Source organism: Rothia sp. 18CD1-1 (assembly GCF_055285355.1).
Genome location: NZ_JBUZLI010000001.1, coordinates 370,867 through 382,770, shown reverse-complemented (window position 1 = coordinate 382,770; position 11,904 = coordinate 370,867). Strand labels below are relative to the sequence as shown.

Here is an 11,904-nt window from a genome sequence, read left to right as displayed (position 1 = left end):
GAGGAAGAAGACAACGAGCTCAGCTCCTATGCCGGAAGTGAAGACCAATGACCAAGACACGCGGTGATGTAATTACACTAATCATTGTCACGGTGATTGCCACCCTGTTCGCCGCCTGGGTATCAGGAGGGGTGAAGAAATCCGTTGCATCAGTACCGAAGAATATCTTTGATGAAATCTATTATGACATCGAGAGGAATTATAGAACCGGTGCCGTCGCCTTCCGCGATGTAGAAGGAATCGACATACCAACCTATGGAGGAATCGACTATGATCCAGAGGAGCCACCTACCTACACATATGATAATTACAGATTACCAAATACTTACGATTATGCCAGAATCGAAACAAATCTTCCTAAAAATAAAACGAATATAGTTTTTATTTCATTTTACAAAAAATTAAATAAATATTCATTATATTTTATAAACACATACGATTCAGGAGAAAAGTTGCTCAAACAAAATATTCTTCTCACCCCAGAAAATGGCTATGGAGATACTCATTCATATTCTGATCAGGAGGCTCAAGATTTCCTTGCCCAGCACAGTATCACCTCGGAGGACCTGGATTCATATAATAAGACCATCCTCAATGATGTGGTGCTAACCGATTGGACCACGGTCTATGACTCCCGGTTCTCCCCCGATAATTACGGTGATGTCGAGGTAACCAAACAGTGGTAGCGATCCGTCAGTCCTGCAAACTAGCGGGCTGCCTTCCTCGCCCGCAAAGCTGAAAGCTCATCATGAACACCTTCGGCACCGTCCCCGGTCCTGGTTGACTCGCCCGGAAGCTGAGCAAGATTACTCTCCAGTTCGCGCCATACCCGGCCAATCGCAATACCAAATACGCCCTGCCCCGCCTGCACCAGGTCAATCACCTCATGAGGCGAAGTACACTCATACACCGTACTACCGTCTGACATAAGGGTCATACCCGAAAGATCCTCAACCCCCCTGGTGCGTAAATGCTCCACAGATGTCCGAATCTGCTGCAAAGAAACACCCGTATCCAGCAGACGCTTCACAATCTTTAACACCAGAACATCCCGAAACGAATACAACCGCTGCGAACCAGACCCCGACGCAGAACGCACGGTGGGAGTCACCAGCTTAGTGCGCGCCCAATAATCAAGCTGCCGGTAAGTAATCCCGGCCGCCTTACAGGCAGTCGGGCCACGATAGCCAAGATTCTCATCCACAAGAGAGACCGGGTCACTAAACAGCACCCCCTGCTCCCCCTGCGGCGGATCTACCGGCATAACAGCATCAAACCCAAGAAGCGGCTGATCTATCGGGGCCGCCACCGTATTCTCGGTAGCCAGGTTCAGCGTGCGAGAAGCCGCAGCAGATCGCCCACCATTGAACTCATGAACCACCATAGGGTATTCCTAACTGTTAAAAATTTAACCGACCTCCCCAAGTCTACCCGCCGCCCCGGACGAATCGCCGCTCATCCGAAAACCCCACCGGTAATTTACTGCACCAAATTTTTGGCCGGCTACCTAGCCCTCAAAACGTGGCATAGCCGAAGCAACCAGTGCCATGTGCAAACGCAAACATAGCTGAGCGATCTCCGCTGACCGCTCCGCTGCCCGCCGCTGAGACTGCTCATCCTTCCTCGACGCCAAAGGAGCAACAGCCATCTCCACCAAACCCACCTCACGCTCAGCGGCGGCACGGAACTGACGCAAATGCCGAGGTTGCAACCCGTGAGCCGTAAGATCCGAACACACCCTGGTCACCACCACATCATAAGCATCATAGGGGCCCTCCTCGGCAAGGAGACCAAAATTAATCAGCTCACGCAGCAGCGGCATGTCTGCCGCAGCCTCAGCAGAAAGCTCCCGCAGTGTATAGGTTTTCCCCTGATCATCACCCGCACGAAAAACCGACCCCACACCCTGCACCTCGTCTCCGGACACACCGGAGTAAGAAGAGCCCTGATCTGCAGAAGCACCTGCCCCGGGCCGCTGCCCAACCGCTGAAGACCGCCGCCCCTCGGCAAAACTATCAAGCTCACCGGAATCAATGCGCTCTTTAATAACCCTAAGCGGCAGATAGTGGTCACGCTGCATACGCAGAATAAAACGCAGTTGCTCAATATCCTTCACCGAATACTTACGGTAGCCGGTACGGGTGCGGTGCGGGTGTATCAGCCCCTTATCCTCAAGAAACCGAATCTTTGAGGCACTGATACCCGAAAACTCGGTGTCCAAGACACTGAGTACCTGCCCAATAGTTTTATCCTTAGCGGCCTTCTGCCCCCCGTTCGAAGAGTCAACCATTATTTACCGGTTCCCAAGAAGAAGGAAAAATGAAACTTCCCGATACGCACATCGGCACCGTTTTTAAGGAAGGCCTGATCAACACGATCACCGTTCACATAGGTCCCGTTAAGAGAATTATTATCGGTGAGCACAAAAGTACCCGCATTCGGCATAAACACGGCGTGCTGACGAGACACCGTAACATCGTTGAGAAAAATATCTGAACTGGGGCTCCTGCCGGCAATCACGCTCTTGACAGCGCCCTCCTCCGTGGTCTCCACATTAAGCAGAAAACGAGCACCGCGCAGCTCCGCATTAGTACCGATGAGCAGGGCTGACCCCTTGGGGAGAGTTGCAATCGCTGCCTGTTCCTCCTCGTTGGGGCTATAGCTGCCGCTCGCCGCCTGCACGTTGAGGGCGACCGTGCTGAGAGTGCTGGTTCTGGGGTTCGTTTCACTGTTAGTCATGGTGTTTTCCTCCGTTATCGGTCCCCGCACCCACAGGTGTATCCCGGTAGGTGCGCGCAAAGTCTCGCTGCCAAGCTCTCAAGATCTAACCATCCGGATCAAATATCACAAAACGATAAACCCTGAATCTTATCCATAATCTTAGCCTTTATCCCTGAACTCGGCATCTATATTGCCACCCTAGGACAAAAATCGTTGGTTGCCGAGCGAGAACCTCCTCGGCAACCAACGATACTACTGGGTGGGAATCCCGGGAACGCCCTATAGAGCGATACCAGCCCTATTCTGCGATCTCCGCCCGATAAGCCTCCGCACTGAGCAGACCCTCAAGGTCGGCCTCATTCTCAGGTTTAAGCTCAATCAGCCAACCCTGCCCGTAAGGATCGTTATTCACCAGCGCAGGATCCGCTTCAAGCTCCTCATTGGTGGCGACCACTTCACCGGCAACCGGTGCAAAAAGATCAGAAACAGACTTGGTTGACTCAACCTCCCCGAAGGTTGCCCCAGCCTCAACAGACTCCCCTACCTCGGGAAGATCAACGTAAACAACATCGCCCAGCGCATCTTGGGCATGATCGGTGATACCGATACGCACAGTACCGTCGGCGGTAACGGTACTCACCCATTCGTGCTCAGCGGTGTACGAAAGATTTGCGGGTACGTCGCTCATGGCGGCTTTCCTTTCACGGTGTATCCAAGTAGCGCGCCGTCCGCACAAGCGGCCAGCACGGAGCAGTTCTAAACCTGCAAGAGCAACAATACTCTCACCACGGATCCCTGCTCACTACAGAGTATTCCACAGACCACAGTCTTATCGTGCCTATACCCAGGTGAGCGCCCACTAAATTTTTATCGGTTGGTCCCTTTCAGCGAGCGCCCACCGGGCCCCCTAGATCACCGACTCCGAGAACCTGTTCGGGTTACCGAACCGGTGCGCGGTGATAGATACAGCCTGCTCCTTCACGAAGGGCAGCATTTCGATCCTGCCCGCCTCCGTCACCGGAGCCGTATAGATACCCAGATCTGGTCGGCCATCCAGCGCCTCAAAAATTGAAGCAGCCTCGCTACCGATGTAGCGAATACGGGTGCCTTCAAGCGGACCACCGGCGAACTCACGCACGTCTTTTGCGGCGTTATTCCGCAAGAAATCACGGTACTCCTCATCACTCTCCACCGTGATCCGCACACCGTGGTTTTCTAGGGTGCCGGCAATCGCCACCGGCAGCTGCGCCGCGGTAGACAGGTAAACCGGAGCCTGAGCAGCCAAACCCGCAAGAACCACACGCACAGTATCGGCAAGAGACGCTGTGGAATCAGCGCGCACCTGCACAGCCTGGGGAGCGTAGCGCAAAATGTTACGCTCCACCCCGAGCTGGCTAGGATCATGGCCGATACCGAACTCAGAATTCCAGGCCAGAGAATCGGAACTCGTGGCCCGAAGCAAGAAATCGAGGTCTTCACGGTCAAAGGCCGCGGGCTCCCGCGCAGCTCCCAGCACCTCCCGCACCGCGGCAACAGTGGGCGCTGCGGTTGCCTCCGAAGGCTGAGACTCCCAATCGGAGAGAGCCACCAGATAGTTGGGTCCACCGGCTTTGGTCCCCGACCCCACGGTGGATTTCTTCCAGCCGCCGAAGGGCTGCCGACGCACGATAGCGCCGGTGATACCGCGGTTCACGTAGAGGTTACCGGCCTGCACCCGGGAAAGCCACAGCTCAAGCTCCCCGGAGTCAAGCGAATGCAAACCGGCTGTTAGACCGTAATCGGTGGCGTTTTGAAGCTCAATGGCCTCTTCAAGGGTATCGGCTGTCATCACACCCAGAATCGGCCCAAAATATTCGGTGAGGTGATACTCGGACCCGGGCTTTACACCAAAGCGCACACCGGGCGACCACAGCTTACCGCTCTCGTCAAGCTGTTGAGGCTCAATAGCCCATTTTTCGCCCTCGCCCAGGGTGGTCAAACCGCGCAACAGTTTACCCTCAGCCGGCGCGATAATGGGGCCCATCTCAGTTTCAATATCCTGCGGGTAGGAGACATGCAGCGAAGACACCGCATCGAGCAGCTGGTTACGGAAACGCTTAGAGGTGGCCACCGTGCCCACCAAAATAACCGTAGAGGCCGCCGAGCACTTCTGACCGGCATGGCCAAAGGCCGAGTAAACCACATCTTTCACGGCCAAGTCCAGATCGGCATTGGGGGTCACAATAATGGAGTTCTTCCCCGATGTCTCACCAAAAAGCGGCAGGTCCTTGCGCCAGGACCTAAAGGTCTCAGCGGTCTCGTAGCCGCCGGTGAGAATGAGCCTGTCAACCTTGGGGGACGAGATAAGCTCTTTACCGGCCTGCCGGTCCGTAACCCGAATCAGGCGCATCACCTCTCGCGGTACACCCGCCTTCCACAGAATCTCGGCGATCACCGCACCGGTACGGGCTGTGTTGGTTGCCGGCTTGAACACCACCCCGGAACCGGCCGCCAGAGCCGCCAGCACACCGCCGGTAGGAATAGCTGTAGGGAAGTTCCACGGCGGAATAACCAGGGTCAGGTGAACCGGCCGGTGACGGGCGCCGTCCACCTTCTCCACCGCCTCGGCAAGCTCCGCATAATAGTAGGCAAAGTCAATGGCTTCGGATACCTCGGTATCGCCCTGGTCCAGAGCCTTCCCGGCCTCTGCCGCCATAACCTCCAGAAGTTCAGCCCGATGTAGGGCAAGTTCAACGCCTACACGCCGCAGCACGTCTGCGCGATCCTTGCCCGACAGGGCTCCCCATGCGGCCGAAGCCTCAACCACCGAATCAATCAGCGGCTCCACCCGATCCACAGAAGACAGCTCGTTTTCCACCAGGGTTTGAATACCCAAATCAGTGTTCTTCGACCGCTCAAGGATCTCCCGACCCCAGGCACGGTTTGCCGCAAGCGAGGGATCGGTGTCCGGGGTGTTCTCAAACCCGTATCGGGGCCTGAAAACGGTCTCAGCGGTTTCGGTGGCGCGATTCTGTGAGCGCTTGGGCTGAGGAACCTCGTCGGTGACCGCATTCAGCGAGCGCATAAAACGGTCCTCTTCACGCTTGAACAGCTCTTCGTGGTCGTGAAGATCAAAGACCGCAGACATGAAGTTCTCGCTGGAGGCGTTCTCCTCAAGACGGCGCACCAGATAGGAAATGGCGACATCGAATTCTTCGGGGCGCACCACCGGGGTGTAGAGCAGCAAGTGACCCACTCTACGGCGGATAATCTCTGCCTGCTGGCTGGCCATACCGATGAGCATTTCAAACTCGATGCTGTCAGTCACCCCGCGGTCTTCGGCCAGAAGAAGCGCAAAAGCCACGTCAAAGAGATTGTGCCCGGCAACTCCCAAACGAATGTTTTGGGTGTGCTCGGGACGCAGGGCGTAGTCAAGAACCCGCTTGTAGTTGGTGTCGCTGAGCTGTTTGGAATCCCAGGTGGTGAGCTCCCATCCGTGAGTAATAGCTTCAACCATTTCCATGGACAGGTTAGCACCCTTGACCAGGCGAACCTTAATGCGGGAACCGCCATCGGCGACCCGCTGGGCAGCCCATGCCTGGAGGCGCTCCATCGCCTCCAGGGTGTCCGGCAGATACGCCTGAAGCACGATTCCCGCTTCAAGGTTTTTGAGCTGCGGCTGGTCCAGGATCTTGGTGAAAACCGCGATAGTCATGTCAAGATCATGGTATTCCTCCATGTCGAGGTTGATGAACTTTTTCAGAGGGGACGCAGCGGCCTGCTCGTAGAGGGGGGTGAGGCGGCGCACCGATTCCTCGACCACCTCGTCAAAGGCCCAGGCCGAGTGGGGGCCAGAAACCGCAGAGACCTTCACCGAAACGTAGTCGATGTCGTCGCGTTTCAGCAGGCGGGAGACCTCGGATAGGCGGCGCTCAGCTTCCTTGTCACCCAGCACGGCTTCGCCGAGCAGATTCACGTTGAGCTTGTTTCCGCTCTTTGTGAGGTGCTCGATAGCGGGCCCCAGTTTCTCGTCGCGGGCATCGACCACCAGGTGCCCCACCATGTCGCGGAGGACCTTCCGTGCCAGGGGCACCGTGGGCCACGACATTTTTTTGGCCACTTTACCGCCCACACCCACCGCAGATTTCATGTACCAGGGCAGGAAAGAGGGAACCAGCGGCGCAATTTTTGCCAGGTTGCGTCCGGCGATGACATCGTCTTCGGGGCGAATGACGTCATCGACAAAACCCACGGTAAATTCGAGACCGTTAGGGTCTTTGAGAACACCGGCGAGCATCTCTGCCGAGGTATCTGCGGGAATACTCTGAGCTTCATGCAACCACTCCCGCACGAGTTTTCGCGCCTGGATAGCCAGGTTCTGGTAGTGCTCCGAGGTGAAGATGTGTGCCAAAGTTCAACTCCTTCGTTGTCTTGCGGGGCGCATGCAAGCCTCGCAAGTGGCTGTTGTTGCTACTAGGTTTCTACTAGCTATTTCATCACGTTATGGTTGAAAACACACTATTAGAAAATTTGAATCTTTCTTCACAAAATAATTTAGAATCATTAAAGTATTGTCTTTCCCTCGAACAGGTTCTTCATGTACGACATCAGACGCCTCCGTATGCTGCTTGAAATACACGAACGCGGCAGCCTCGCCGCTGCCGCCCGCGCCCTCAGCCTCACCCCTTCCGCTATCTCCCAGCAGATGGCAGCCCTCGAAAAAGAGGTGGGTGCCAAACTCGTCCGCAGGGTAGGACGCTCGGTCCAGCTCACCGAAGCCGGGCTGATTGTGGTCGAAGGTGCCCGCAAGGTCCTGCACGAAATAGATTCCACCGCCACCAAAATCGCCCGCCTCTCCGGGGAACCGGCCGGAACCGTGCGCATAGCAATCTTTCAATCAGCCGCCCTTGCCCTCCTTACGGAAACCCTTAAGGCCCTGGCGCGAGACGCGCCCAGAGTGCGCCTGTTGGTCGACCAAATCGACCCCGAAACCGGCCTGGCATACACCCGCAGCCGCCGCTTCGACGCCGTAGTTGCCGAAAGCTATCCCGGCAGATTTGTGCCCGAGCACCAGGATCTAGACCTAGAATTTCTGGCCTCTGATCCCCTGCACCTGGTGGTCGCCGAGAATAGCCCCGTCACCTCTATCGCCCAGGCAAGGGACCTCTTCTGGGTATTCGAGGGTGACCACAACACCAGCCGCACCTGGGCCATCAACCAGTGCCGCGCAGCGGGATTTGAACCCCGTGTGCGCTACCACATTGAAGATCTGCTTACCCACTGCAACCTGGCGCGATCAGGCTTTGCAGCCGCCATGCTCCCCTCATTCGCTACAGCCTCTCTCCCCCGGGACTTCGGTGTTAAACTTATCGACCTTCCGGGACAACCCCAGCGCAGCATCTATACGGCTGTACGCAAAGACAGTGCCTCTGCCCCGGCAATCATCGCGGTACGGCGGGCACTGCACCGGGCTGTAGCCCTCCTACCCCACTACAGCGGGACAGGAGACCCCTCAGCATCGGATTAGCCCAGCAGGGCATCTGCCAGCTGCTCATCAACCACCAGATCGGTAATCGCCCCGGTGCGTAAAGCACCGCGCAGAGCGGCTAACCGGTGGTTACCGGAGACCACCGCAATCCGCCTCTTAATGCGGGCCAGCTCCTTGGGCGTGGGTCCGGTGGCCCGCTTATTTACTTCTAGGTCGCTATAAGAGCCGTCCTCCCGCAAGAGAACCGTGCACACATCCCCCACCACCCCGGAAGCTCGCAGATTTTTCTGCTGTTCGGCATCGAAATACCCCCCGCTATAGACGTGCGAGGGGATGGCCCCACCAAAGGCACCCACCCCAAAAAGAGCAACATCCGCTTTCTGCTGGGTTTTCACCACCCCCAAAACACTGCGCTCCTGCCACATGGCCTGCTTAGTCGATGCATGATCAAAAAAAGCGGGTACCGGAAAATGCACCATGCGCGCACTGTATGCCTGGGCAACAGAGCCCAGGATCGAGCCCGAGTAAGGTATTCCGGTATGGCGGGCATTACCGGCACCATTGAGTTGAACCACCACCGTGTCTTTGAGCCCGCGCACGGGCAAAAACTTTGCCACTTCCGTTACCGTAGACCCCCAGGCCAACCCCAGTATTGTGCCGTGATCCATCAGAGAGTCAAGCAGGCGCGCCCCCTCTGCTGCGACTCTCTGCATCCGGGTAATGGGGCTCATTGAGGCCCCGGTGCTCACCACCACACATTTCACCCTAAACCGACTGCCCAGCCGCTGCTCCAGAGAATTCTGCGGTTTAAAGTCGCTGTTGAGCCTTATCTGGACAATCCCGGCCTCACGCGCGCGCTTAAGCAGGCGGGAAACAGTCGCGCGCGAGACACCCAGGTGTTCGGCTACCCTATCGGTTGTGGCCCCCCGTAGGTAGTAGAGTTCGGCCGCCCGGTAGGCAAGATTGTTACGTTCGTTCACAGCACTTCCAGTTCGATGAAAAAATATTCACATTTCTAGGTTAGGGTAACCATGAGTAGATCAAATATATATAACCCAGTTCACCATATCTAACGAGGCGAAAGCATATGTCAACCGCACAGTTTGCCCAGAAATCACATCTCAACGCCCAAACCCGCACCCGCGCCCTGACCGACATGTCCGACCCCGAGGGGCTGGATATCCTCGTCATCGGCGGCGGAGTCACCGGTGCCGGTATCGCCCTCGACGCGGCAAGCCGCGGCCTACGCACCGGTATCGTTGAGGCTGGCGACTGGGCAGCGGGCACCTCTGCCTGGTCTTCCAAACTCATCCACGGCGGGCTCCGCTACCTCTATAACCTAGATTTCAAGCTGGTTGCCGAATCCCTCAGAGAACGCGGTCTGCTACTTGAAAAAATTGCCCCGCACCTGGTCAAAGCTCAGCCCTTTCTCTGGCCGCTGAAACTACCCGTCATTGAGCGGGCATACTCGGCCGTGGGGATCGGAATGTACGACACCCTGGCCTTCGCCGGTGCACGCGGGCGCCTCACGGTACCCCCGCAGCGGCACTTCACCAAAAAAGGTACCAAAACCGTCTTCCCCGACATAAAAAATTCGGCCTTCACCGGTGCTATCCAGTTCTATGACGCCCGCGTCGACGACGCCCGACTGGTGGTTGATCTGGTGCGCACCGCCAGCGGCTACGGCGCCCTGGCCGCCTCACGCACCCAGGTGGTGGGGGTCATCAAAAATAGTGTTGGTCGAGTGACCGGTGCTAAGACGCGTGACCTTGAGACGGGTCAGGAATACAACATATCTGCCAAACACATTATTAACGCCACCGGCGTCTGGACAGAAGAATCAGAATCACTGGCCAGCGACGACGCCGGGCTTGAGGTGCTGGCCTCCAAGGGAATTCACGTGACCGTGCCCCGAGACCGCATTAAAGCAAGTAGCGGAATCTTTACCAAAACCGAAAAATCAGTGCTCTTCATCATTCCCTGGCAGCGCTACTGGATCATTGGCACCACCGACACCCCCTACACCGAAGACATCGAAAACCCGGTGGCCACCGAAAAAGATATTGACTACGTGCTCGGACAGGCCAACAAGCTGTTGGCCCGCGAGCTGACCCGCGATGACGTGATCAGCACCTTTGCCGGCCTGCGCCCGCTCCTACAGCCCAAGCTCAAGGAGGGTTCCAGCGAGACAGCATCCACCAAGGTTTCCCGCGAACACACCGTGACCGAGGTAGCCCCCGGTATGAGTGCTATCGCCGGTGGTAAGCTCACCGGTTACCGAGTGATGGCAGCCGATGCCGTTGATTTTGCCCTGGGGGCAGAGGCCAAAGCCCGCCCCTCAATCACCGAGAATATTCAGCTGGTGGGTGCCGAGGGCTACCGGGCGGCCGAAGCCCACCGGCAGACTATCGCCGAAAAATATGGCTGGACATCACAGCGCATGGATCACCTCCTTGAACGCTACGGGGCCGAAATAGCAGACATCACCGCCCTCATTGAGGCAGAACCGGAACTGGCCACCCCCCTAGAACACGCACCGCAGTTTCTACGGGCCGACGTGGTGTACGGTGTACGCGTGGAAGGGGCCCTGCACCTGGAAGACATTTTGGTACGCCGGGTACGCCTGGATTTGGAGCAGACCGATCGCGGACTCTCCTCAGCCAAAGAAGTAGCCGACCTCATGGCCGCTGAACTCGGCTGGTCCGAGCAGGAAACCGACCACGAGATAGACCTCTACCGCCAGCGTGTTGAGGCTATTGCGCAGGCGCAAACCACCGTAAGCGACTCTCAGGCGTCGGCCCTGGTCACCGGGATCGACCGCGTCGCCCCGCGCGTCAAACTCTAACCCGTCCCACCGGTTCACTCACCGGTTTCACCTCCGATCTTCACCACGCTGCCAACCCCGGCAGCATCAGAAAGGAAGCATATGAAAACTCTGCTTGCCGAGGGCAGCTCAGCCCTCGTTGGTGCCGACGGTATCCCCACTGGCCTCGGGCTTTTCTCTTCCGAGCTTTTGGGAACCTTTATTCTGATTCTTCTGGGCGGCGGTGTCTGTGCCGCCAACGCGCTCCCAAAATCTCATGCCCGAGGCGTGGGGTGGGTAGGCATCGCCTTCGGTTGGGGCCTAGCGGTCTTTGCCGGTGTCTACGCCTCCGGCCCCTCCGGGGCCCACCTTAACCCCGCCGTCACCGTGGGGCAGTGGGTAGCCGGTAACGACTTTGCCGAAGGTGTCCCTCCGGCCGCGTCAACCGCGCTGATCTATTTTGCCGGCCAATTTTTAGGGGCTTTTCTCGGTGCTGTGGCCGTTTTCCTGGCCTACAAGAAACAGTTTGATGAGCCTACCGAAGACGGCGTAAAACTGGGTATATTTTCAACCGGTCCGGCGGTGCGCTCCTATGGCTGGAACCTGGTAACCGAAATTTTTGGCACCTTTGTGCTGCTCGGTTTTATTGTGGCATCGGGGCAAACCCCCTCGGGTCTGGGACCGCTGGCAGTAGCGCTCATTGTGGTGGCTATCGGTTTCTCGCTGGGCGGGCCTACCGGCTACGCCATCAACCCCGCCCGCGACCTGGGACCCCGCATAGCGCACGCTGTACTGCCTATCCCCGGCAAAGGAAACTCCAACTGGTCCTATGCCTGGGTGCCCGTGGTGGGCCCCCTCATCGGAGCTGTACTAGCAGCCCTCATTGTTCCGGCAATGCTGGCAATCTAAACCG

General features: G+C 57.2%; 10 protein-coding genes. 4 read left to right on the top strand and 6 right to left on the bottom strand.

The features are described 5' to 3' along the window. Positions 1–47: 47 nt before the first annotated feature. Positions 48–686 carry a TipC family immunity protein gene (locus ACS1BR_RS01795; protein WP_463559729.1) on the top strand — a complete coding sequence of 213 codons (639 nt, stop codon included), beginning with the start codon at positions 48–50 and terminating at the stop codon, positions 684–686. Between the two features lie 20 nt (positions 687–706). Here the strand turns inward: ACS1BR_RS01795 and ACS1BR_RS01790 are convergent, their stop codons facing one another. The 5 genes from ACS1BR_RS01790 to ACS1BR_RS01770 all read right to left on the bottom strand — a co-directional run bounded on the left by ACS1BR_RS01790 (position 707) and on the right by ACS1BR_RS01770 (position 7,111). Beyond that, the gene (locus tag ACS1BR_RS01790; RefSeq protein ID WP_463559747.1) at positions 707–1,264 is read right to left on the bottom strand and encodes a MerR family transcriptional regulator; all 558 of its coding nucleotides are present in this window, start codon (positions 1,262–1,264) and stop codon (positions 707–709) included. A gap of 243 nt (positions 1,265–1,507) precedes the next feature. After that, the gene (gene ftsR, locus ACS1BR_RS01785) at positions 1,508–2,290 is read right to left on the bottom strand and encodes a transcriptional regulator FtsR (protein WP_463559728.1); all 783 of its coding nucleotides are present in this window, start codon (positions 2,288–2,290) and stop codon (positions 1,508–1,510) included. Further along, positions 2,290–2,739, bottom strand: coding sequence for an FHA domain-containing protein (locus ACS1BR_RS01780; RefSeq protein ID WP_463559727.1), 450 nt, complete (start codon positions 2,737–2,739; stop codon positions 2,290–2,292). Before ACS1BR_RS01780 ends, ftsR begins: the two co-directional genes overlap by 1 nt. A gap of 280 nt (positions 2,740–3,019) precedes the next feature. After that, positions 3,020–3,409: a glycine cleavage system protein GcvH gene (gene gcvH, locus ACS1BR_RS01775; RefSeq protein WP_463559726.1), complete on the bottom strand. Its 390-nt coding sequence runs from the start codon at positions 3,407–3,409 to the stop codon at positions 3,020–3,022. Between the two features lie 219 nt (positions 3,410–3,628). After that, positions 3,629–7,111 carry a bifunctional proline dehydrogenase/L-glutamate gamma-semialdehyde dehydrogenase gene (locus tag ACS1BR_RS01770; RefSeq protein WP_463559725.1) on the bottom strand — a complete coding sequence of 1,161 codons (3,483 nt, stop codon included), beginning with the start codon at positions 7,109–7,111 and terminating at the stop codon, positions 3,629–3,631. Positions 7,112–7,297: 186 nt separating this feature from the next. On the opposite strand from ACS1BR_RS01770, the gene ACS1BR_RS01765 reads away from it, so the two are divergent. Next, positions 7,298–8,227 (top strand): LysR substrate-binding domain-containing protein, encoded by a 930-nt coding sequence (locus ACS1BR_RS01765; RefSeq protein WP_463559724.1) that lies wholly within the window; start codon positions 7,298–7,300, stop codon positions 8,225–8,227. Here the strand turns inward: ACS1BR_RS01765 and ACS1BR_RS01760 are convergent. After that, a complete protein-coding gene (locus ACS1BR_RS01760; protein ID WP_463559722.1) occupies positions 8,224–9,168 on the bottom strand; it encodes a sugar-binding transcriptional regulator in 945 nt (314 codons plus the stop codon). The two genes, ACS1BR_RS01765 and ACS1BR_RS01760, sit on opposite strands and share 4 nt — an antisense overlap. Positions 9,169–9,275: 107 nt before the next feature. On the opposite strand from ACS1BR_RS01760, the gene ACS1BR_RS01755 reads away from it, so the two are divergent. Together ACS1BR_RS01755 and ACS1BR_RS01750 are read left to right on the top strand one after the other, a co-directional pair. After that, positions 9,276–11,033: a glycerol-3-phosphate dehydrogenase/oxidase gene (locus ACS1BR_RS01755; RefSeq protein WP_463559721.1), complete on the top strand. Its 1,758-nt coding sequence runs from the start codon at positions 9,276–9,278 to the stop codon at positions 11,031–11,033. An 81-nt stretch (positions 11,034–11,114) separates the two neighbouring features. Beyond that, a complete protein-coding gene (locus tag ACS1BR_RS01750) occupies positions 11,115–11,900 on the top strand; it encodes an MIP/aquaporin family protein (RefSeq protein ID WP_463559719.1) in 786 nt (261 codons plus the stop codon). Positions 11,901–11,904: the final 4 nt, after the last annotated feature.